Consider the following 21,473-nt stretch of genomic DNA (forward strand, 5'->3'; position numbering starts at 1 on the left):
GTGGAATAAGCCGCCATGATGCGCCCCCTCGTGGCTTGATGGTACAACTCCGCGGCGCTCCCGGGGAGGGGCCGCCGTGAAATGACAGGGGCGGTGCACCGGCGAACCGGTGCACCGCCCCTGAACCGGGATCGACGTGATCAGTTGGCCACGAAGTACAGGCGCTTGTTCACGAACTCGTCCATGCCCAGCGGGCCCAGCTCGCGGCCGAAACCGGAGCGCTTGACGCCGCCGAACGGCAGCTCTGCGCCCTCACCCGCGGGGGTGTTGACGTTGGCCATGCCGACCTGGAGCTTGTCCGCGATCTGGCGGGCGCGGTCCTCGTCCTTCGCGAACACGGCGCCGCCGAGGCCGAACGGGGTGTTGTTGGCCAGTTCGAGGGCTTCGTCATCGCTCGTGACCTTGTAGACCACGGCCACGGGGCCGAACAGCTCCTCCTGGAAGGCGCGCATGTCCGGGGTGACGCCCGTGAGGACGGCGGGGGAGTAGTACGCGCTGTCGCCCTCGGCCAGGACGCCGCCGGCGTGCAGGGTCGCACCCTTGGCGACGGCGTCCTGCACCTGGGCGTCGAGGTCCTCTGCCGCCCGGCGCGAGGACATGGGGCCGTAGGAGTTCTCGCCCGGCTCCAGCGGGTCGGCCGGCTTGACGGCCTTGGCCAGCTCGGTCAGCTCGGAGACGAAGTCGTCGAAGATGTCCTCCATGACGATCATGCGCTTGTTGGAGTTGCAGGCCTGACCCGTGTTGTAGATGCGGGTGCCCCACGCGGTGGCGGCGGCTTCCTTGATGTCATCGGAATCCAGGATCACGTACGGATCGGAGCCGCCGAGTTCCAGCACGGCCTTCTTGAGGGCCTTGCCGGCCTGGGCGCCGATGATGGCGCCGGCCCGCTCGGAACCGGTCAGCGAGACGCCCTGGATGCGCGGGTCCTCGATGATCGTGGAGATCTGATCGTGCGTGGCGAACACGTTGACGTAGGCGCCCTCGGGGACACCGGCGTCACGGAAGATCTGCTCGATGGCCAGTGCGGACCGTGGGCAGGACTCGGCGTGCTTCAGGAGCACCGTGTTGCCGAGCACGAGGTTCGGGCCGGCGAAACGTGCCACCTGGTAGTACGGGAAGTTCCACGGCATGATGCCCAGCAGCGGACCGATCGGCAGGCGCTGGATGACGGCCTTGCCATCGGCGAGGGTCGGGACCTCCTGGTCCGCGACGAAGGCCGGGCCGTGCTCGGCGTAGTAGCCGACGATCGCGCTGGAGAACTCGGCCTCCTCCACACCCTCGTGGAACGGCTTGCCCATCTCCGTGGCGGCGATGCGGGCGAGCTCCTCCTTGCGCTCCTCGAACAGTTCGGCGGCGCGCTGCACGACGGCGGCGCGCTCCTCGATCGTCCGCGATCCCCAGTCCTCGTAGGCGGTCTGGGCCTTGGTCAGCGCATCCTGCACCTCGGCATCGGTGGAGAAGGGGAACTCCTCCACGACCTCGCCGGTGGCAGGGTTGGTGACCCGGTAGCCCTGTTTTGTGGTCGTCGCCATTGAACGTGTCCTTTTCGCTTCAGCTACGAGGTCCGGTGGGAACCGGACCTAATTTTCTACACGCATTCATTTTCCACTGGCAGGCGCGGTTCGGCCAGCCCCTGCCGGTCTTGCGGACGCCGTGCCTCACGAGCCTATCCCCGCGCGCCCCCTGAATGCGAAGGATTGCGTGGGGCCGGAAGACATCGCCCGCGAAGGGTCTGTGACTCCGGCCACAAGGTCTGATGAGTAAATACTATAGTTCCAGATGATTTATTCCCAAGGCCTGTGCCCGGAAGTCGGTGCGCGGGCTGCTCTGGTCCCGGGGCGGGACTGTTGCTAGCCTGCCAAGTGTCCTGTGAGGACGCTCACGAAGCCGTCCCACGTCAGCTCGGGGCCTGCGGATCGGCACGAACCGTCCGGGGCCCCGCCTTCCCCTCAAGGAGCCGGGTCCATGGAACTCACCGCCACAGCAGCCCTCGTCACCGGAGGGGCCTCCGGCCTCGGAGCGGCCACGGCGGCCGCTCTCGTGGAGCGTGGGGCCCGAGTCTTCGCCCTGGACCTCCCGCAGCAACTGGAGCGCGTTCCGGCGCCCGACGGCGTGACCTTCATCCCCGCCGACGTGACTGACGCGGCTCAGGTCCAGGCCGCCGTCGAGCAGGCCAGCGCTGAGCTGCCGCTCCGCACCGTGGTGAACTGTGCGGGGATCGCCCCGAGCCGCCGGATCCTCGGCCGGAACGGCGTTCACGACCCCCAGCTGTTCGCCACGGTGCTCAACGTCAACCTCCTCGGGACCTTCACCGTCCTCGCCTATGCGGCTGAAGCGATCGCCGCCACGGCCCCGGACGACGACGGCCAGCGCGGCGTCATCATCAACACAGCCTCCGTCGCCGCGTACGAAGGCCAGATCGGCCAGGTGGCGTATTCCGCGTCCAAGGCCGGCGTCGTGGGCATGACCCTGCCCGCGGCCCGCGACCTGGCACGGCACGGGATCCGGGTCTGCACCATCGCCCCCGGGATCGTGGACACCCCCATGCTCGCCACGGTGAGCGAGGAGTACCGGGCGGGCCTCGCCGCGAGCGTGCCCTTCCCGCAGCGGCTCTGCCGCCCCGAGGAGTACGCCCGCCTGGTGACCATGATCGTCGAGCACGACTACCTCAACGGCGAGACCCTCCGGATGGATGGCGCCCTCAGGATGGCTCCGCAGTAGTCGGCGCGGGTTCCGGGGCGGCGCCGCCCCGGGAACCGTGGCTCAGCCCTCAGCGTTCGCCGGAGATTCCCCGTCCTGGAGGGCGTCGCTGAAAATGCCGAGCGGCACGTGGACGAGCTGGACGCCTCCCGCGGCGAGAGCTTGCTCGACAGCGGGCCGTACCTCCGCGGGGTCGCTCACCGAGACTCCGTGGCCCCCGAAGGCCGTGGCGAGCGCCGCCCAGTCCGGCTGGCGCAGGTCGACACCCACCGGAGCGATCCCACGGTCCGCCTCGTTCTGTTTGATCTCGGCGTAGCCGCCGTTGTCGACGCACACCACCACGAGGTCCAGGCCCTGCTCGACCGCCGTGGCGAACTCCTGCACCGCGAACATGAGGGCGCCGTCGCCCACCACGGCCACCACGGGGCGCTCCGGGGCCGCGACCTTGGCGCCGATGGCCGCCGGCAGCCCGTAGCCGAGCGTGGCGTACGCCGGGGTGTACAGGAACGAGTGCGGTTCGTCCTGGGGGATGAAGGTGGACGTGCCGAAGTAGGTGATCTGCGAGGAGTCGCCGGCGATGATCGTGTCCGCCGGGACCGCGGCCTGGATCTCGCACGCCAGGGCGGCGAGGTCCGGGGCCATCGCGCGGCCGGTGTCCTTCAGCTCTGCTCGCAGTGCGCTCAGACGTGTCGTCAGGCCGGAGCCTCGCGGGTCCGGGTCCGTGAGGGCGGCGGTCGCCGCTTCCGAGAGCGCGCTCCGCACCGCCTCGAACAGCTGCGGGAGCACCGCCGCGCTGTGCCCCACCAGCCGGACGTCCGCGCTCAGGTTCGTGTCCATCTGGCGTTCCAGGATGTCCACTCGGATCACGGTGCCGCGGGGCGCCACGTCGCCACCCCAGAGTTCGGCCTCGCCGACTTTGGAGCCCACGACCAGCAGGACGTCCGCGTCGTTGCAGAGGGCCTGTGCCGCGGGAAGACGGATGTCGGAGCCGAGGGAGAGCGGATGGGATTCGGGGAGAGCGCCCTTCCCGTTCAGCGTCGTGACCACGGGAGCCGGCAGGGCTTCCGCCACGGCGCGCAGAGCGCCGCGGCCGGGCAGCGAGCCGCCGCCGGCCAGAACGACCGGGCGGGCCGCGCCGGCGAGCAGCCGCGCGGCGGTGGCGACGGCGTCGTCGTCCGCGGGGGAGGGGGCCGGTGCAGGGCGTGCGGCGAGCAGCCGGCTGCTCAGCGCGGCGGGACTTTCCAGCACGTCGAGCGGCACCTCGAGGTGGACCGGGCGCGGACGGGTGCCGCGGAACAGCGCGAAGGCCCGGTGGATCGCCTCCACGGCCTCCTTGGCGGACGTGGCGCGCAGGCTCCACTCGACGATCGCCCCGGCGGCCGCCGTCGAATCCTTCGTCTCGTGCAGCGCTCCACGGTCCGCGAACTCGTCGCCCAGCGCCGGACCGGGGGAGAGCAGGAGGAGGGGGCGGGACTCGCAATAGGCGGTGCCGGCCGCTGAGAGGGCGTTGAGCAGACCCGGGCCTGAGGTCGTGATGACGACGCCGGGCAGCCCGGTCTGCTGGGCCCAGCCGTCGGCGGCATACCCGGCGCCCTGCTCGTGGCGGCTCGTCACGGGGTGGATGCCCAGGGGCGCCAGGTGCCGGTAGAACTCGAGATTGTGGGTGCCGGGGATGCCGAAGACGGTGTCGATGCCGTAGTTGCTGAGTGTCGTCATGATCGCGAGGCCGGCGTTGGCGTAGGGGCCGGACTCGATCGGCTGCTGTTCGGGGGAGGTGATGGTGTTCATGTCTCAGTCCTGGGTCGCGTGCTGTGCGGGGAAGGCGATGGAGGTTCCGGCGAGGAAGCGGCGCCGCCCGTCCACCCAGGTCTGCAGGACCTGGATCCGGGCGATGTCCTCCTCGGGGACCGTGAGCGGGTCGGCGGACAGCACCGCGAAGTCGGCCCGCTTGCCGACCGCGAGGGACCCGAGATCGGTCTCCCGTCCGATCGCCCGGGCGGCCGTCAGGGTGTGCGCCTTCAGGGCCTCTTCACGGCTGATGCGCAGGTCGAGGGAACCCAGCCGGTGGCCGCGCCGCGTGACCCGGGTGACCGCGGCCTGGATGGCTTCGAGGGGCAGCGGATCCGCCACCGGGGCGTCGGAGCTGATGGTGACCGGCACGCCCGCCCGGACGAATTCGCCGAGCGGATTGAAGCGCTCGCCCGGTGTGCCGATGGCGGCCGTGACTCCTTCGCCCCAGTTGTAGTAGTGCTGCGGCTGATTGACCGGGTGGATGCCGGCGGCGGCCATCCGCTCGATCTGCTCGGGCGTCGGCAGGCCGCAGTGCTCGATCCGGTGCCGGGCGTCCTCGTCCGGACGGTCCTCCAGGGCGGCCTCGATCGCCCCGATGACCATCTCGAGTGCGGTGGGGGACTGCGCATGCGTGGCCGTCTGGATGCCCGCGGCGTGAGCCTTGCGAATCAGCTCCCGGTACTCGGCGGGCTCGTGATAGAGCTGGCCGGTCCGGCAGGGGTCGCCGACGTAGCCGTCGGGGAAGTACGCGGTCCAGCCGCCCAGCGTCCCGTCCGCATAGAGCTTGATCCCGGCGAAGCTCAGCATGTCGTTGCCGAAGGCGCCGTGCAGGCCCATCTCGAGTGCGTCGTCGAGCAGATGGGACAGCAGGTACATGCTGACGCGGGTCTTCAGGCCGTCGGCTTCGGCGAGACGCAGGTACATGTCGAACTCGCGGCGGGACACCTGTGCGTCGCCGATGGCGGTCACACCGCCGGCCAGGAACTTCTCCTGGGCGGCCGCCAGCTGGCGGAGGTGCTCCTCCGGGGCGTCGGCGAGGTGGAAGTTCGGACCGTGATGGCCCACCTTCACGCCGTGCACCCCGGTCAGGACGTTGCAGGCGGCGTCGGACAGCTCGCCCGTGAGCTCGCCGTCGGCGTCGCGGAAGAACTCGCCGCCCGCGGGATTCGGGGTGTCCCGTGTGACGCCGTGGAGCTCCAGGGTGTAGCTGTTCACGACGCCGCCGTGCCCCGAGGCGTTCATCAGATACACCTCGCGGTCGGTGGCGACCTGGTCCAGCTCGTGGCGCGTGGGATGCCGGCCCTCCACGAGGTTCCGGTGCTCGTAACCGTAGCCGCGCACGGGCCGGCCGTCCGGCAGATCGCGCGCGGCCTCCTGGAGGAGCGTCACCATCTCGGGAATGGAGCCGGCTTTCTCCGGGCCGCAATCCACCCAGGTCATGAGCTGGCCGTACATGAGCGGGTGAGCGTGCGCGTCGATGAAGCCGGGCACGACGACGGCGCCGCCCAGGTCGACGACCTCCGGCGCCGCCGGGCTGATCGCCGCCGCTGCCGCGAGGCAGTGCTCGAGCGTCCCGGTCGCGGCGATGTCCTGGCCGAAGACGAGGAGGGCCTCCGGCGAGGACCCGTCCTCCAGGGTGTGGAAGGTGGCGTGGTGGAGCACCACCGGGTGGGCCTGGGCGGCGGACCGGTGGAAGGTGGTGAGGGTGCGCATGGGAGGCTTTCTCGGTCGATGAGGCGAGGGGTGGGCGGACGATCCGTGGCGGCTGGCGCCGGGCGCGGGAGTCCCGCGCCAGAGAATCCGCGTCAGCGGACTTCCGTCAGAGGACCTTCGAGAGGAAGGACCGGGTGCGTTCGTGCTGCGGGTTCAGGAGGACGTCGTCCGGGAGGCCCTGCTCCACGATCACACCGCCGTCCATGAAGACGACGACGTCGGCCACTTCACGGGCGAACCCCATCTCATGGGTCACGACGATCATCGTCATGCCGCTCGCGGCCAGCTGCTTCATCACGTCGAGCACTTCGCCCACCAGCTCCGGGTCCAGGGCCGAGGTGGGTTCGTCGAACAGCATGAGGTCCGGCTTCATGGCGAGGGCCCGGGCGATCGCCACCCGCTGCTGCTGACCGCCGGAGAGCTGGGACGGGTAGTTGTTGGCACGCTCGGCCAGGCCGACCTTGGCCAGGAGTTCCCTGGCTTCGTTCTCGGCCTGCGCCTTGGGGGTCTTGAGCAGCTTGGTGGGGCCGAACATCACGTTCTCCAGGGCGGTCATGTGCCCGAAGAGATTGAAGCTCTGGAACACCATGCCGATGCGGGAGCGTCGTCGGTCGATCTCGGCGTCGGACGCCTCGACCAGGCGGTCACCGTGCACGTTGTAGCCGATCATCTGGTCATTGACCAGGATGGCGCCGGCGGTGGTGACCTCGAGGTGGTTCACGCAGCGCAGCAACGTGGACTTGCCGGAGCCGGACGGGCCGATCAGGCACACCACCTGCTGCGGTTCCACCCGGAAATCGATCCCCTTGAGGACCTCGACCGGGCCGAAGCTCTTGTGGACGTTGAGGAACTCGACGGTAGCCATCAGCGGGCCTCCTTCTTGGCGGGCTTGGCCGGGCGGGCGGTGCCCCTGGAGTACTTCTTCTCGAGCCGCGACTGGAACCAGCTGAGGATGCTCGTCAGGGCGATGTACCAGATGCTGGCCACGATCAGCAGGGGGATCTGCTTGAGGTTCTGGGCGTAGATCTGCTGGGCGTTGTAGAGCAGGTCGCCGACTCCGATCACGATCACCAGGGACGTGGTCTTGAGCATCGAGATCACGTTGTTGCCGATGGGCGGGATGATCACCTTCATGGACTGGGGGATCACCACGTACCAGAGGGTCTTCAGGTGGCTGAAGCCCATGGACCGGCTGGCCTCGGTCTGCCCGGCGGGAACGCTGAGCAGACCGGCCCGGATGATCTCCGCCGTGTACGCCGCCTCGTTCAGTCCGAGACCCAGGATGGCCGCTCCCATCAGGGAGATGACGTCATTGGTGTTCCACTCGATGAAGTTCGGTCCGATGAACGGGATGCCGATGCCGATGGTGGGGAACAGGGCCGCGGCGAAACCCCAGAAGAGGAGCTGGACGAGCAGCGGTGTGCCGCGGAAGAACCAGATGTAGGCCCCTGCGACGCCGGAGATGAGCCGGTTGGGGCTCATCCGCATGACGGCCAGGATCATCCCGACCGCGAAGCCGATGACCTCGGCGATGACCGTCAGCTCCAGGGTGAGGAGCAGCCCGGCGAGGATGCGCGTGTCGAAGAGATACTTGCCGACGGTGGGCCAGCCGAAGCCGGGGTTGGTCAGCAGGGTGCCCACGATCAGGACGAGGAGGAGGGCGATGACGATGACGGAGACCACCTGCCCGGGGCGCCGTCGTTTCAGGACGGGAAGGCCGGACATGGCCAGGTAGTCGATCCCGCCGTGGTCTTCGGTCACGGTTCCGGGGCTGGAAGGGGTCACGGGGTGCTCCTGGTTTCGGCGCGCGGGCTACTTGACGGGGTTGATCTCGGAGGCCGGGATCGCGGAGGCCGACATGCCCCAGGCGGAGAGGATCTTCTGGTAGGTGCCGTCCGCCATGAGCGAGCCGAGCGCCTTCTGGAACGCCCTGGCGAGCGAGGCGTCCGCCTTGTTCGTGATCACACCCGTGAGCGCCGGTTCCACGAGGATGCTGTCCACGGCGGAGAACACGTCCGGCTGCAACTGCGAGTAGTACGCCACCAGGGCGTTGTCAGCGGCCATGGCCTGAGCGCGGCCCGTGGAGACGGCCTGGTTCACGTTGTCCTGCTGCGGGAGGATCAGCGCTGTGATCTGGCCCTTGCCGGCGTCCGCGCACTGCTTTTGGAAGGCGGGGAGGACGGAGAGCGCCTGCGTGGTGCCGGTCTGAGCCGCCACGGTCTTGCCACAGAGGTCCTCCACCTTCTGCACGCCGGACGGGTTGCCCTTCTTCACCATGACGGACGTGCCGCCCTTCATGTAGCTGACCATGTCCACCTGCGCGGCGCGGTCGGCCGTGATGGAGAAGGCGGCCCAGGAAGCGTCATAGCGCTTGGCCTGGATGCCGGCGATGATGCCGTTGAAGTCGCCCTTGCTGAAGTCTGCTTTCAGGCCCATCTTCTTGCCGACGGCGACGGCGAGGTCCGGCTCGAGGCCCACGAAGGCGCCGCTGCTGTCGGTGAAGGTGATGGGGGCGTAGGTGGGGTCGGTGACGAGGCTGAGGGCGCCCTTCTGCTTGAGGGCCGCCGGCACGAGGGCTTCGACGGCAGGGTCGGCCTGCACGGCCTCCGCGGCGGCACGGCCTCCCGCGCCCACACCGCCGGGCGCGGCGGTGCCGGAGGCCCCCGGGTTGCCCGCCGCCGTCGGGGTCTCGGTGTTGGTGCAGGCTGCGGTGCCGGCGACGAGCGCGAGGGCGGTCAGGGTGAGAGCGGTGCGGCGGACCAGGCTGCCGGCGGTGATCTTCTCGGCGGTCTTCTTCGGGGCGAGCTTTTTCATGGGGGTCTTCCTTGGCGGCTGGGCGGGGAGGCAGCTGGGGTGCTGTTGAAAACTTCAATAAGTTCAACTTATTATTTGAGTGATGCGAGTCACTGTCAAGGGCGATCCGCTAGCGTTCTGAATGTCACTGCAATCCGTCAGGAGGAAGTCCATGGGCACCGTGGTGCGTCGCAGGAGCAATGCCGTCACCGAGGAAGCCATCGCCGAACGGCGGGTCGAGATCCTTCGCTCCACCGCGTCGGTGATCGTGCATTCCGGCCTGTCCGGCTGTTCCTTCGGGGCGGTGTCGGACGCCACGGGGTTCAGCGTGGGCATGATCCAGCACTATTTCCGCACGCGGGACAAGCTGATCGAGGCCTGCGTGGAGCACCGCATGGAGGAATCCGAGGCCGAGTGGCGGCAGATCGCCTCCCGGGACGGTGAAGCGGACGCCGCCCGCAAGCTCCGCGGTCTGATCGATTATGCGGTCATGGGGGAGAAGGACTTCACCGACGCCTGGGGCTTCTGGTTCGAGCTCTACGCCGCCGCACGCCTGGACCCCTCCCTGGCGGAGAAGGTCAATGACCGGCTCCGCTACTGGCAGCGGCTCTTCACCGAGGCGATCCAGGACGCGCTGGACTCCGGCCAGGCCGTCACCGACCGCACCGTGGAGGACGTGGTGAACTCGGTCCTGGGGCTCACCGATGGACTCGCCTTCCAGGCGATCAACGGCACCTTCGGCATGACCGCGCCGCGCATGCACACGATCCTCCACAGTTTCGTCGAATCCGAACTGCAACTCCCTCGCGCGACGGCGGGCGTCACCGCCGTCGACTATCACTGAAATCACGCCAGACCGGCGACGACGCCGGTGCCGCACCGACCCTGAATGAGGCGACCATGAGCACAACCCCCACCTTCCTCCAGCCCGCCGCCCGCGCGGCCGGCTACCGTCCGTCCCCGGTGCGCGACTTCTGGGAGGTCTCGATGCAGCCCGGCGTGATCTCGCTCGCCGGCGGCAACCCGGATCTCACCGTCCTTCCCCTCGCGGAGCTGGGATCCGCCGCCTCGCGGATCGTCACGGAACGCGGCATGGAAGCGCTTCAGTACGGCTCCGGAACCGGGACGCAGGGCGCGCGCGACGCCGTCGTGCGGGTCATGGCGGCGGAAGGCATCCCGGTGGACGCGGACAGCGTCCAGATCACCGCGGGCTCGCAGATGGCCCTGGAACTGGTCATCAAGCTGCTGTGCGATCCGGGAGATGTGATCCTGGCCGAGGGGCCCACGTATGTGGGCGCACTCGGCGTGTTCGCGGGCCTGCAGGTGGACGTGGAGCATGTCGCCATGGATCAGGACGGCCTGCGGCCCGATGCGCTCGAGGAGGCGATCGCCCGGCTGCGCTCGCAGGGACGGACGGTCAAGGCGCTCTACACGATCCCGAACTTCCACAACCCCACAGGGATCACCCTCTCGGCGGAGCGGCGCCCGCAGGTGGTCGACGTGTGCCGCCGCGCAGGAGTGCCCATCATCGAGGACAACCCCTACGGCCTGCTGTCCTTCGACGGCGAGGTCCAGCAGAGTATGCAGCAGCTCGACCCGGAGAACGTCATCTACCTCGGATCGTTCTCCAAGATCGTGGCGCCCGGTCTCCGGGTGGGCTGGGCCGTGGCGCCCGAACCGCTGCGCCGTCCGCTGCAGCTCGCCTCCGAAGCCACGACCATCTGCGCTTCGGTGCTGAGCCAGGCGCTCATCGAAGAGTACGTGCTGGGTCATGACTGGCAGGCGGCGCTCACGACGGCGCGCGGCCTGTACCGCGGCCGGGCCACGGCCGTGCGGGAGGCGCTGGAGGAGCACATGCCGGCGGGGACGCGCTGGAGCACGCCGCGCGGCGGGTTCTTCACCTGGCTCGACCTGCCCGAGGGCGTCTCCTGCCACACGGTGCTGGATGCGGCGATCGACGCCAAGGTGGTCTTCGTTCCGGGGACCGCGTTCTACGACGGTCCGGACTTCGGCGTCGGCGCGCCGGGCCTCTCGCAGCTGCGGCTCGCGTTCTCGCTGGAGGACGAGGACACTCTGCGGGAAGGCGTGAAGCGCCTGGGCGGCGCCATCGCCGGTCGGTGAGCGGGAGCAGAGGGGGCGCGCGCAGGTGATGCGAGGCGCGGGGATAAGGGCCGGCCGCGTCTTGGCTGCGGCCGGCCCTCGCACAGCGCCGCGAACCGGAGCGCGGTGCGGCGGGCGGTCCGGCCCGGATAAAATCTGACGGTGAGTGAAACCCTGCCTCCCTGCCCCGAGTGCTCCAGCGAGTACACCTACGAGATGGGCGCGCTCCTCGTGTGCCCGGAATGCGCCCACGAATGGGAGCCCGCGTCCGACGAGGAGAGCGCGGAGAAGGTCATCAAAGACGCCGTCGGCAATGTGCTCGCCGACGGCGACACCGTCACGATCGTCAAGGACCTGAAGGTCAAGGGCAGTCCCACCGCCATCAAGGTGGGCACCAAAGTCCGGAACATCCGGCTGATCGAGGGCGTGGGGGACCACGACATCGACTGCAAGGTGGATGGCTTCGGGCCCATGCAGCTCAAGTCCAGCGTGGTCAAGAAGGTCTGACCGGTTCGGCTTGCGCTCCCGCGGCGTAGGCTGACACAGAGCACCGTGACTCAGGGCACTGGAGGACCACGAGCGACAGGAGACGCGATGTCCGCAACCACCGAGGCGACCACCGTGGCCGGGCTGATGGAAGAGCTTGCTGCACTGGATGATCCGCGGGCCCGTGAGGTCAACCTCCGGCACGGCGACGATCACGGCGTCAATCTCAGCAAGCTGCGGGCCATCGCGAAGCGCCTGAAGACCCAGCAGGACCTCGCCCGCGGGCTCTGGGCCACCGGCGACACCGCGGCCAGGCTGCTGTCCTTGCTGATCTGCCGTCCCAAGGACTTCAGCCGCGACGAACTCGACACCATGCTGCGCGAGGCCCGCTCCCCGAAGGTGCAGGACTGGCTGGTGAACTACGTCGTCAAGAAGTCCCCGCACACCGAGGACCTGCGGCTCACGTGGTTCGCGGACGAGGACCCCGTGGTGGCGAGTGCGGGATGGATGCTCACGGTGGACCGGGTCGCCAAGAAGCCCGAGGGCCTGGACCTCGACGGCCTCCTGGACACGATCGAGGGGACGATGAAGGACGCGCCGGAGCGCCTGCAGTGGGCGATGAATCACTGCCTCGCGCAGATCGGCATCGAACATCCGGCCCTGCGGGCCCGTGCCCTGGAGATCGGGGAGCGGCTCGAAGTCCTCAAGGACTACCCCACGCCGCCGGGCTGCACCTCGCCCTTCGCTCCGGTGTGGATCACCGAGATGGTGCGCCGCAAGGAAGGCTGAACCGGCCGACGTCGTGGGCCGGCTCAGATCACCCCGAGAGCGAGCATCGCGTCGGCCACCTTAGTGAAGCCTGCGATGTTCGCCCCCGCCGAGTAGCTCCCCGGAACGCCGTACTCTTCGGCTGTTTCGAGGCAGCGGTCGTGGATGCCCCGCATGATCTCCTCGAGTCGCTGCTCCGTATGCTCGAACGTCCACGAGTCGCGGGAGGCGTTCTGCTGCATCTCCAGTCCGCTCGTGGCGACCCCGCCGGCGTTGGCGGCCTTGCCCGGTGCGAAAGTCACTCCGGCCTCCGCGAAGACCTTCACCGCGTCGGGACTGCACGGCATGTTGGCGCCCTCCGCGACGATCGTGCAGCCGTTGCGGGCCAGCTCGAGTGCGTCGCCGCCGTCGAGCTCATTCTGCGTGGCGCAGGGGAGCGCGATGTCGCAGGGAACTTCCCAGATCGACGCGCCGGTGACGAAGCGCGCCGCTGGACGGAACTCGAGGTAGTCGGCGATCCGGCCCCGGCGCACCTCCTTGATCTCCTTGAGGGCGTCCAGATCGATCCCGGTCTCGTCCACGATGAAGCCGCTGGAGTCCGAGGCGGCCACCACCGTCCCGCCGAGCTGATGGACCTTCTGGACGGCGTAGGTGGCCACATTGCCCGAACCGGACACCACCACCTTCTTGCCGTCGAAGGAATCGCCCCGGACCCGGAGGATCTCGTCGGTGAAGAACACGGCGCCGTACCCGGTGGCTTCGGTCCGCACCAGTGAACCGCCCCAGCTGAGCCCCTTGCCCGTGAGGACGCCGGACTCGTAGCGGTTGGTGATGCGCTTGTACTGGCCGAAGAGGTAGCCGATCTCGCGGCCCCCGACGCCGATGTCGCCGGCGGGCACATCCGTGTGCTCCCCGATGTGCCGGTACAGCTCGGTCATGAACGACTGGCAGAAACGCATGATCTCGCCGTCGGACCGCCCCTTGGGGTCGAAGTCGCTGCCGCCCTTGCCGCCGCCGATCGGCAGACCGGTGAGGGAGTTCTTGAAGATCTGTTCGAAGCCCAGGAACTTCACGATGCCCAGGTAGACCGAGGGATGGAAACGGAGACCGCCCTTGTACGGCCCGAGCGCCGAGTTGAACTCGACCCGGAACCCACGGTTGATCTGAGTGACGCCGCGGTCGTCCACCCACGGCACGCGGAAGATGATCTGCCGTTCGGGTTCGCACATCCGGCGGATGACGGCGGCGTTCGTGTACTCCGGATGCTTGGTGACGACGGGGCCGAGGCTGTCGAGGACCTCACGCACTGCCTGGTGGAATTCGGCCTCGCCGGGGTTTCTCTGGAGCACTTCGTCATAGATCTCCTGCAGAGCGGTGTGCAGCGCGGCCATTGGTGTCCCCATGTTCCTCGTCGGCGGTTCGGTCGGTGTGCCGGAGGAGTCCACGGTTCCCCGGCCGTTGACTCGGAAGTCTGCCACGGACGGTCGGCGGAGGCTCTGCGAAGCCGATTGTGACGCCCTGAGTGGACGTGAGACGGGTGGAAAACGGCCCGGCGGAGAATTTTTTCAGTGAGTTGAATCACAGTCATTTACAGGGTTTTGAGCGTCCACGGTCGGATCCGCACGTCCGGAAAGCCCGGAAACTCCTTGAGTAAAACATTTTACTTCCCTACGTTGGGCGCAGGCTCCGCAACGGCTCCGACGGCCGGGGCGGACAGCACGCCTCACATGACCGGATTCAGAGAAAGCAGGCAGCGTTGGCATCCGAACTGTATGGGAACGCCAGGTTCTTCACCGCGGACAAACGACGGTGGGCGGAGGCCCTCCTTGTGGTCGACGGGCGGATCGCCTACGTCGGAGATCCGGAGACCGCACGGCGTCTCGCCGACGATGACGTCCGGGAGATCGATCTGGACGGCGCCACCGTGCTGCCCGGCTTCGTGGACGGGCACGCCCACGTGGTCGGCACCGGGGAAGCCGCGGCCCAGGTCGATCTCTGGGGCGCCTCGGACCTGGAAGAGATCCAGCGGCGGATCGGGGAGTGGGCTGCCGCCCATCCGGAGTCCCCGGTCATCCGGGCCCACGGCTGGAACCATGGCGCCCTCCCGACCGGCGTGCCGGACCGGCGCCAGCTGGACGCGGTGGTCGCCGACCGTCCGGTGTTCGCCCAGGCGTACGACTTCCACTCGATCTGGCTCAACACCGCAGCCCTGGACCTGGTGGGCATCGACGCTGAAACCCGGAACCCGCCCGGCGGCACAGTGCACCGCGACGCCGAGGGCCGCGCGACCGGGTACGTCGACGAGACCGCCATGCATCGCCTGGTCTGGCCGGTGCTGGACGAGCACGTGACGGACGCGGACCGGGACGCGGCTCTCGCCGCCGCACTGGAGAGCTACCGGCGGACGGGCGTCACCGCCACCACGGACATGGCGCTCGACGACGGCGACCTCGCCGCCATGCGGCGCGCCGAACGCGACGGCACGCTCACCGCCCGCATCGTGGCGCACTGGCGGGTCCAGCCGACGGGTGACCTCACCCAGAACCTCGCCCAGGTCGACAAGGTCGCTGACCTGGCCGCCGAACACCGTTCCGAATGGCTCCGGATCGCCGGGATCAAGGTCATGGTGGACGGCACCGTCGACGGCTGCACCGCCGCGCTGGGCGCACCCTACGCCGACGGGAGCAGCGCCGACCCGGTCTGGAGCCTCGAGGAGCTCGCCCCCGTCGTGGTCGCCGCGGATGCCGCCGGACTCCAGGTGGCGATGCACGCGATCGGCGACGAGGCGATCCGGATCGCGATCGCCGCCGTCGAGCGCGCGGTGACGGAGAACGGGCCGGCGCAGCGACGCCACCGGATCGAGCACCTGGAAGTGGCGGATCCTGCCGACATCGATCGTCTCGCGGCACTCGGCATCACCGCCAGCATGCAGCCCGTCCACGCCGACCCGGCCATCCAGGAGAATTGGCGGGCTCAGCTCGGGGACGCCCGCGTCGAGCGGGGCTACCCGTGGCCGGAGATGAGCGACGCCGGCGCACCTCTGGTCTTCGGCACCGACTCGCCCACCTCGCCCGAGGCCCCGCTGCCGAACATGTACGTCGCCGCCACCCGGCGCTCCGCGCTCGACCCGAGCCGCGAGGCCAATCTCCCGCGGTATGCCGTGCCGCTGACCGATTCCGTGGAACACGCGACGCGGGACGCCGCCTGGGCCTGCGGCTCCGAGGACCGTTACGGGCGGCTCGCCGCAGGGCTCCATGCCGATTTCATCGTGCTGGACCGCGACATCTTCAGCGCGCCGCTCGAGAAGCTCCTGGAAGCGCGCGTGGTGCGGACCGTCGTCGGGGGCAGGACCGTGCACCTGGCGCAGGACGCGCAGGGCGACCGGCAGCGTGCCGCAGAGGACAGGATCCCGGCATGAGCGGACGGATCGACACCGGACAGGCCACCCCGGTCACGTCACCGGCGCCGTCCCAGGTCCGGCGCCGCGGTGCCGACTGGGGGCTGGTTCGCTTCATCGCGCAGCGGATCGGTGGCCTGCTCGCCACCCTGTTCGTCGCGAGTCTGGTGGTCTTCGGGGCGCTGTACGCCGCGCCGGGCAACCCGCTCACGTTCCTCACCCACGGCAGGTCGCTCCCGCCCGAAGGGATCGCCCAGCTGAAAGCCCAGTACCACCTCGACGATCCGCTGTGGCTCCAGTACCTCCGGTGGCTGGGCGGCGTGCTGCACGGCGACTTCGGCACCTCGATCATCTACAACCAGCCGGTCTCCGATCTGCTGGCGGCCCGGGCCTCGAACACGGTGCTCCTGGTGGCGATGGCCGCCGTGATCGTGCTCGTCTTCGGACTGGTGATCGGGGTGTTCGCGGGCCTCAAGCCCGGCCTCGTCTCCCGGTCCACCATGGGCCTCGCGACGGCCATCATGGCCGTCCCGACGTTCGTGGCGGCAGTGCTGCTCATCCTGGTCTTCGCCGTGAATCTGGGCTGGTTCCCGGTCTTCGGGGCGGGGGCTCCGGGCCCGGACGCGGTCTACCACATGGTCCTTCCGGCACTGGCCCTGGCCCTGGCGTCGGTGGCCTTCGTGGCACGGCTCGCTCAGGCCGCCATCCGGCAGGAGCTGCAGGCCGACCATGTGCAGACCGCCATCAGCCGGGGTCTGCCGCGCCGGTTCATCATTCAGCGGCACGTCATCCGCAACGCGGCCATGCCCGTGCTGACGGTGGCCGGCCTGACCATCGCCGGCCTCATCGCGGGCAGCGTCGTGGTGGAACAGGTGTTCCAGCTCGGCGGCTTCGGACAGTTCCTGGTGTCGAGCGTGCAGCAGAAGGACTTCCCCGTGGTCCAGGCGATCTGCCTGTTCTATGTGGGGTCCTTCATCCTGCTGAACACGGTCATCGACATCCTTTACTCGCTGCTCGACCCCCGCGTCTCGCTCGGAAGGAGCTCCTCATGACCACCGCCACCGCCGACCGTCGCATGATCGCCCGGAGTGCTCGCCGTCTCCGCCGGTCCGGATCCCTCGGGCCGTCCGGCCGGATCGCGGCCGGGGTCCTGGCCGCCATCGTCCTGCTGGCCGTGCTCGGGCCCCTGCTGGCGCCGGTCGATCCCAACGCCGTCAGCCTTTCCGAGGCCTATCAGGATCCCAGCGCGGAGCACTTGCTCGGAACCGATGGCAACGGACGTGACCTGCTGGCGCGCCTCCTGGTCGGCGCCCAGACCGCGCTGCTCGGCCCGTTCCTGGTGGTGCTCGTCTCCACCGTGCTCGGCACCGCGCTCGCTCTGGCGGCCGTATGGTTCGGCGGCTGGTTCGACCAGGTGTCGGTGCGGGTGATGGATGCCGTGTTCGCCTTCCCGGGACTGTTGCTGGCCATCCTGGCGACGGCGCTCTTCGGGGCGGGTCTGACGGCGGCCATCGCGGCACTCGCCATCGCCTACATCCCGTACATCGGGCGGATCGTCCGCAGCGCGGCGCTTCGGGAACGGAATCTGCCCTATGTCGCGGCCCTGCGGGTGCAAGGCGTCCGGGGGCTCCTGATCTCCCTGCGGCATATCCTGCCGAACATCGCAGGCCTCATCGTCGCCAACGCCACCCTGGCGTTCGGATTCGCCCTCATGGACCTCGCCGGTCTCTCCTTCATCGGCCTCGGGGTGCAGCCGCCCACCGCGGACTGGGGCGCCACCGTCGGCACCGGGATGTCGGGCATCCTCCAGGGCCACCCGGATGAGGCGCTCTTCGCGAGTGCTCTCATCGTCATCACGGTCGCCGCCGTCAACGTGCTCGGCGACCGCCTCACCGAACGCTCGGAGGCCCGCTCATGATGTCCTTCACCACGGCCGCCACTCCGCGAGAGGCTTCCCGGCGGGCTTCCGCGGGACCGCTCCTGACCGTCGACGGACTCACCGTGAAGCTGCCCGTCGCCCACGAACTGCGGACCGTGCTCCGCGACGTCTCGTTCGAACTGGAGGAGGGCAAAGCGCTCGGACTCGTGGGTGAATCCGGGTCCGGGAAGTCCATGACCGTCCGCACGATCGCCCGGCTCCTGCCTCCCGGGGCGGAGGTCACGGGACAGGTGCGCTTCGACGGCCAGGAGGTCTTCGACCTGCGCGGCGAAGCGCTGCGCAGATACCGGGCCGGGGACGTGTCCATGATCTTCCAGGACGCCCGTGCCCACACCAATCCCGTCCGCAGGATCGGCGACTTCCTCACCGAGGCTCTGCGCACGAATCAGAGGATGCCGCGGAAAGCCGCGGAGGCACGCGCCGTCGCGCTTCTGGACGAAGTGGGCATCCACGATCCCGAACGGCGCCTACGGCAGTTCCCGCACGAACTGAGTGGCGGGCTGCTGCAGAGGGTCATGATCGCCGCCGCGGTGGCCGTCCGGCCCCGCCTGATCCTGGCCGATGAACCGACGACGGCGCTCGACGTCACCACGCAGGCGGAGGTCATGGTGATCCTCCAGCGGATGCAGGTGGAGTACGGGATGTCGATGCTCTTCATCACGCACGACCTGGAACTGGCCAGCGCCGTCTGCGACGACACTGTGGTGTTCTACGCGGGACAGGTCGTGGAACGTCAGGCCGCGTCGCGGCTGCACCACGACCCGTTGCATCCCTACACCGCAGCGCTCGTCCGCGCCCGGCCGGAGATCACCCATCGGGCGGATCGCCTCCCGGCGCTGCCGGGTCACCCCACCACGGCCTACGAGGCGCCGGACGGCTGCGCCTTCGCCCCGCGCTGCCCATTCGCCGAGGAAGCGTGCCGGGCCGGGGTGCCGCCGCTCCTGCAGATCGGCGGGCTCGGGGACAGCCGCTGCCTGAGGATGCCCGAGCTGCACGGGAAGCTGCTGGCCCGTCCGTCGGGAGCTGCGGACGCTGTCCCGGTCGTAGCCGGAGCCGTGCCCGGCGGCGACGCGCCGTCGACCGTCGAACCGGGGGAGGAGACCCTGTGAGCACCACACCACTGCTCGTCGTCGAGCAGCTGACCAAGAAGTTCGGCAAAGGACGCCACGAGGCCACCGCGGTCGCGGGAGTCGGTTTCGAACTGCGGGAGGGCGGTTCGCTGGGCATCGTGGGGGAGTCGGGGTCCGGCAAGACCACCACGGCTCGGATGATCATCGGCCTGGAGGAGCCCACGGAAGGGCGGATCCTGTTCCGCGGAGAGGATCGCACCCGGCCGGCCCGGACGGTCCGTGAGCTGCGCGCCCGCGGACGGAACATCCAGATCGTCTTCCAAGACCCGTACACGTCGCTCGACCGCCGCCAGAGGATCGGGGACTGCCTCGCCGAGGTGCTCGGCATCCACTTCCGGCTCGACCGGGCGGAGACCACGAAACGGGTGCGGGAGCTCGGCGAGCTCGTGGGCCTGGACGAACGCCAGCTGAACGCCCTGCCGAAGGCTCTGTCCGGCGGGCAGCGGCAGCGCGTGGCCATCGCCCGGGCACTCGCCGCCGAACCGGAGATCCTCATCCTCGATGAGGCCGTCTCCGCCCTCGACGTCTCCATCCAGGCGCAGATCCTCAATCTGCTCTCCGACATCCGCGAGGAACGGGGCGTGAGCTACCTGTTCATCAGCCACGACCTCGCGGTCATCCGCCAAGTGTGCGACGACACGATCGTCATGCGGCATGGCGCGGTGGTCGAGCACGGCCCCACCGCCGACGTGCTCGACCGTCCACAGCATCCCTACACCCGCCTCCTGCGTGACAGTGTTCCGCGCGAGGGCTGGGATCCCGTCACCGTCTCAGCGCGGTCCTGATTTCTGCACCACCCTTCTCAAGGAGCCACCATGCACCATCCCTCCACCCTCAGCCCGCGCCGCCGCGGCGCATCGGCGGTAGCCATCGGCCTGATCGCCGTCGCGGCTCTCGCCGGTTGCAGCAGCAAAGCCGTGCAGACGACGACGTCGGGCACGGACGGCGGCCTGACCACGCTCACCCCCGCGGGCGCGGCCGACGTCGACAAGGTCACCTGGAACGTCTTCCAGGGCGAACCGCAGACCGTCGATCCCTTCCACGCCGCCGACTACACCCCGAACATGATCAACTCGAACATGTGCGAGAGCCTGCTCCAGCAGACCCCCGACTTCCAGATCAAGCCGGGCCTGGCGAAGACCTTCACAAACCCGGACCCGCTCACCTGGGTCTATGAGCTGCGGGACGACGTCACCTTCTGGGACGGCACCCCGATGACCGCGGACGACGTGGCCTACAGCCTCGACGTGAATCTGAAGGACAAGACCTCCTTCTACAACTACCTTTACGCGAACGTCGCCTCCGTGGCGAAGAGCGGCGAGCACCAGGTGACCGTCAAGCTCAGCAAGCCCGACTATCTGTTCAACGAGGAGATGGCCAGCTCCGCAGGTGTCGTGGTGGAGAAGGCGTTCCATCAGAAGGCCGGGAAGAAGTTCGGCTCGCCGGACACGGGGCTCATGTGCACGGGGCCGTACCGCTTCACCCAGTGGAAGCAGGGCCAGTCGATCTCCGCGACCCGCTACGACGAGTACTGGAACAAGGACCTCAAGCCCAAGGTCCAGCAGATCGACTTCACGTTCCTGACCGATGACAACGCGATCACCTCGGGGCTGCTCGCCGGGCAGATCGACGGCACCTATAACGTGCCCACCTCCGGCGCCGCCCAGCTGAAGGCCTCCTCGGCCGGCAAGTACTACGTGGGCGCAGCGCCCCTGGAGACGACGCTCGTGGTCGCCAACCCGAAGGGCGCCTTGGCGAACACCAACGTCCGCAAGGCGCTGCAGCTGGCGATCGACTGGAAGGGCATCGGGCAGACCGTCTACGGCGGCCTGGGCACCCCGAGCAAGCTGCAGACGCCGCCGTCGGTGTACGGCTTCGCGAAGGATGAGCTGAACAAGCTCGCCGGCACGGTCACTTCGGACGGCACGGCTCAGATCGAGAAGGCCAAGGCACTGCTCGCCGACGTCCCGGCGGAGGTGAAGGCGAAGGAGATCACGCTCGTGGTCCCGGCGCAGGCCGAGACCCAACAGCTCGGGGTGTCGATCAAAGACTCCGCGGACAAGATCGGCCTGAAGTTCAAGCTCAACGTGGTCCCGGCCACCGGGTACTCGAACTACCTGTACGACCCGGCCACCCGCGGCTCCACCGACCTGCTCTACACGCAGTTCTGGCCGGGCATCCCCAACCCGCTCGACTGGCTCGCCACCACCGCGGTGACCGGGGGAACGTTCAACCAGTCCGGCTACGACGGCATCGACACCCTCTTCGCCCAAGCCCGCGCCACGAAGGATCCGGCGCAGCGTGCCGCCGTCGTGGCACAGGCGGAGAAGAAGCTGCTCGACGAGATGACCCCGATGTTCCCCGGCGTGGAGCTCCGCAACGATGTGTGGATGAACAACCGCATCACCGGCGCTCCGGCGTCGTTCGACTACGTCTACTACCCGTGGGCGGCACATCTGGGCGGGACCAAGTAGTCCCACCCCTCAGGCCCGGCCGCACTGGGGAGGGCGCGCCGCGCTGAAAGGGCCCCGGAACCATGGAGGTTCCGGGGCCCTTCGGCGTTGTCACGCTGTCCCGCAACGGAAAACCCCCGGCTTCGTGGACCACCCACGGAAATTTCCGTGGGTCACCCATCAAGCCGGGGGTCGAACCGCTG

Annotated in this window: 18 protein-coding genes; 11 read left to right on the plus strand and 7 right to left on the minus strand. The window is 69.0% G+C overall.

The features are described 5' to 3' along the window. Positions 1 to 140 precede the first annotated feature (140 nt). Entirely contained in the window at positions 141 to 1,532 is a 1,392-nt protein-coding gene (locus tag BLV63_RS09140; protein ID WP_066210469.1) for an NAD-dependent succinate-semialdehyde dehydrogenase, read from the minus strand. Between the two features lie 433 nt (positions 1,533 to 1,965). On the opposite strand from BLV63_RS09140, the gene BLV63_RS09145 reads away from it, so the two are divergent. Further along, positions 1,966 to 2,721, plus strand: coding sequence for an SDR family NAD(P)-dependent oxidoreductase (locus BLV63_RS09145; protein WP_066210468.1), 756 nt, complete (start codon positions 1,966 to 1,968; stop codon positions 2,719 to 2,721). Between the two features lie 42 nt (positions 2,722 to 2,763). On the opposite strand, the gene BLV63_RS09150 is transcribed toward BLV63_RS09145, so the two are convergent. The 5 genes from BLV63_RS09150 to BLV63_RS09170 all read right to left on the minus strand — a co-directional run bounded on the left by BLV63_RS09150 (position 2,764) and on the right by BLV63_RS09170 (position 9,018). Next, a complete protein-coding gene (locus tag BLV63_RS09150; protein WP_254780534.1) occupies positions 2,764 to 4,488 on the minus strand; it encodes a thiamine pyrophosphate-binding protein in 1,725 nt (574 codons plus the stop codon). A 3-nt stretch (positions 4,489 to 4,491) separates the two neighbouring features. Continuing rightward, complete coding sequence (locus BLV63_RS09155; protein WP_066210466.1) at positions 4,492 to 6,204, minus strand: amidohydrolase; 1,713 nt, start codon at positions 6,202 to 6,204, stop codon at positions 4,492 to 4,494. Positions 6,205 to 6,310: 106 nt separating this feature from the next. Next, positions 6,311 to 7,069, minus strand: a complete 759-nt coding sequence (locus tag BLV63_RS09160; RefSeq protein ID WP_066210464.1) for an amino acid ABC transporter ATP-binding protein — start codon at positions 7,067 to 7,069, stop codon at positions 6,311 to 6,313. Continuing rightward, complete coding sequence (locus BLV63_RS09165) at positions 7,069 to 7,989, minus strand: amino acid ABC transporter permease (RefSeq protein WP_217640446.1); 921 nt, start codon at positions 7,987 to 7,989, stop codon at positions 7,069 to 7,071. Before BLV63_RS09165 ends, BLV63_RS09160 begins: the two co-directional genes overlap by 1 nt. Positions 7,990 to 8,016: 27 nt before the next feature. Further along, positions 8,017 to 9,018 (minus strand): ABC transporter substrate-binding protein, encoded by a 1,002-nt coding sequence (locus BLV63_RS09170; protein WP_066210462.1) that lies wholly within the window; start codon positions 9,016 to 9,018, stop codon positions 8,017 to 8,019. Between the two features lie 151 nt (positions 9,019 to 9,169). On the opposite strand from BLV63_RS09170, the gene BLV63_RS09175 reads away from it, so the two are divergent. The 4 genes from BLV63_RS09175 to BLV63_RS09190 all read left to right on the plus strand — a co-directional run bounded on the left by BLV63_RS09175 (position 9,170) and on the right by BLV63_RS09190 (position 12,372). Continuing rightward, positions 9,170 to 9,841 (plus strand): TetR/AcrR family transcriptional regulator, encoded by a 672-nt coding sequence (locus tag BLV63_RS09175; RefSeq protein WP_066210461.1) that lies wholly within the window; start codon positions 9,170 to 9,172, stop codon positions 9,839 to 9,841. Positions 9,842 to 9,897: 56 nt separating this feature from the next. Further along, a complete protein-coding gene (locus BLV63_RS09180; RefSeq protein WP_066210457.1) occupies positions 9,898 to 11,118 on the plus strand; it encodes an aminotransferase-like domain-containing protein in 1,221 nt (406 codons plus the stop codon). A 141-nt stretch (positions 11,119 to 11,259) separates the two neighbouring features. Beyond that, complete coding sequence (locus BLV63_RS09185) at positions 11,260 to 11,604, plus strand: zinc ribbon domain-containing protein YjdM (RefSeq protein WP_066210455.1); 345 nt, start codon at positions 11,260 to 11,262, stop codon at positions 11,602 to 11,604. 87 nt (positions 11,605 to 11,691) lie between these two features. Continuing rightward, entirely contained in the window at positions 11,692 to 12,372 is a 681-nt protein-coding gene (locus tag BLV63_RS09190) for a DNA alkylation repair protein (RefSeq protein WP_066210452.1), read from the plus strand. A gap of 23 nt (positions 12,373 to 12,395) precedes the next feature. Here the strand turns inward: BLV63_RS09190 and gdhA are convergent, their stop codons facing one another. Further along, the gene (gene gdhA / locus BLV63_RS09195) at positions 12,396 to 13,754 is read right to left on the minus strand and encodes an NADP-specific glutamate dehydrogenase (RefSeq protein ID WP_254780535.1); all 1,359 of its coding nucleotides are present in this window, start codon (positions 13,752 to 13,754) and stop codon (positions 12,396 to 12,398) included. Positions 13,755 to 14,107: 353 nt separating this feature from the next. Between gdhA and BLV63_RS09200 the strand changes: the two genes are divergently transcribed. Genes BLV63_RS09200 through BLV63_RS09225 form a run of 6 tightly spaced genes read left to right on the plus strand, consistent with a single transcriptional unit; the run spans position 14,108 to position 21,291 of the window. Further along, positions 14,108 to 15,769, plus strand: a complete 1,662-nt coding sequence (locus tag BLV63_RS09200; RefSeq protein ID WP_066210448.1) for an amidohydrolase — start codon at positions 14,108 to 14,110, stop codon at positions 15,767 to 15,769. After that, positions 15,766 to 16,800 carry an ABC transporter permease gene (locus BLV63_RS09205; RefSeq protein ID WP_174521236.1) on the plus strand — a complete coding sequence of 345 codons (1,035 nt, stop codon included), beginning with the start codon at positions 15,766 to 15,768 and terminating at the stop codon, positions 16,798 to 16,800. Before BLV63_RS09200 ends, BLV63_RS09205 begins: the two co-directional genes overlap by 4 nt. After that, positions 16,797 to 17,666, plus strand: a complete 870-nt coding sequence (locus BLV63_RS09210) for an ABC transporter permease (RefSeq protein WP_082723972.1) — start codon at positions 16,797 to 16,799, stop codon at positions 17,664 to 17,666. The genes BLV63_RS09205 and BLV63_RS09210 overlap by 4 nt, the downstream gene beginning before the upstream one ends. Continuing rightward, positions 17,663 to 18,796, plus strand: a complete 1,134-nt coding sequence (locus BLV63_RS09215) for an ABC transporter ATP-binding protein (protein ID WP_254780536.1) — start codon at positions 17,663 to 17,665, stop codon at positions 18,794 to 18,796. Before BLV63_RS09210 ends, BLV63_RS09215 begins: the two co-directional genes overlap by 4 nt. After that, positions 18,793 to 19,602 (plus strand): ATP-binding cassette domain-containing protein, encoded by an 810-nt coding sequence (locus BLV63_RS09220; RefSeq protein WP_066210446.1) that lies wholly within the window; start codon positions 18,793 to 18,795, stop codon positions 19,600 to 19,602. The genes BLV63_RS09215 and BLV63_RS09220 overlap by 4 nt, the downstream gene beginning before the upstream one ends. A 30-nt stretch (positions 19,603 to 19,632) precedes the next feature. Next, positions 19,633 to 21,291 (plus strand): ABC transporter substrate-binding protein, encoded by a 1,659-nt coding sequence (locus BLV63_RS09225; RefSeq protein WP_066210444.1) that lies wholly within the window; start codon positions 19,633 to 19,635, stop codon positions 21,289 to 21,291. Positions 21,292 to 21,473: the final 182 nt, after the last annotated feature.

The organism is Arthrobacter woluwensis (assembly GCF_900105345.1).
GTDB lineage: Bacteria > Actinomycetota > Actinomycetes > Actinomycetales > Micrococcaceae > Arthrobacter_E > Arthrobacter_E woluwensis.

Excerpts from the sequence above, each read along its gene's own strand:
- BLV63_RS09140 (WP_066210469.1), bottom strand. The coding sequence starts at position 1,532 with ATGGCGACGACCACAAAACAGGGCTACCGGGTCACCAACCCTGCCACC.
- BLV63_RS09145 (WP_066210468.1), top strand. The coding sequence starts at position 1,966 with ATGGAACTCACCGCCACAGCAGCCCTCGTCACCGGAGGGGCCTCCGGC.
- BLV63_RS09150 (WP_254780534.1), bottom strand. The coding sequence starts at position 4,488 with ATGAACACCATCACCTCCCCCGAACAGCAGCCGATCGAGTCCGGCCCC.
- BLV63_RS09155 (WP_066210466.1), bottom strand. The coding sequence starts at position 6,204 with ATGCGCACCCTCACCACCTTCCACCGGTCCGCCGCCCAGGCCCACCCG.
- BLV63_RS09160 (WP_066210464.1), bottom strand. The coding sequence starts at position 7,069 with ATGGCTACCGTCGAGTTCCTCAACGTCCACAAGAGCTTCGGCCCGGTC.
- BLV63_RS09170 (WP_066210462.1), bottom strand. The coding sequence starts at position 9,018 with ATGAAAAAGCTCGCCCCGAAGAAGACCGCCGAGAAGATCACCGCCGGC.
- BLV63_RS09175 (WP_066210461.1), top strand. The coding sequence starts at position 9,170 with ATGGGCACCGTGGTGCGTCGCAGGAGCAATGCCGTCACCGAGGAAGCC.
- BLV63_RS09180 (WP_066210457.1), top strand. The coding sequence starts at position 9,898 with ATGAGCACAACCCCCACCTTCCTCCAGCCCGCCGCCCGCGCGGCCGGC.
- BLV63_RS09190 (WP_066210452.1), top strand. The coding sequence starts at position 11,692 with ATGTCCGCAACCACCGAGGCGACCACCGTGGCCGGGCTGATGGAAGAG.
- gdhA (WP_254780535.1), bottom strand. The coding sequence starts at position 13,754 with ATGGGGACACCAATGGCCGCGCTGCACACCGCTCTGCAGGAGATCTAT.
- BLV63_RS09205 (WP_174521236.1), top strand. The coding sequence starts at position 15,766 with ATGAGCGGACGGATCGACACCGGACAGGCCACCCCGGTCACGTCACCG.
- BLV63_RS09210 (WP_082723972.1), top strand. The coding sequence starts at position 16,797 with ATGACCACCGCCACCGCCGACCGTCGCATGATCGCCCGGAGTGCTCGC.
- BLV63_RS09215 (WP_254780536.1), top strand. The coding sequence starts at position 17,663 with ATGATGTCCTTCACCACGGCCGCCACTCCGCGAGAGGCTTCCCGGCGG.
- BLV63_RS09225 (WP_066210444.1), top strand. The coding sequence starts at position 19,633 with ATGCACCATCCCTCCACCCTCAGCCCGCGCCGCCGCGGCGCATCGGCG.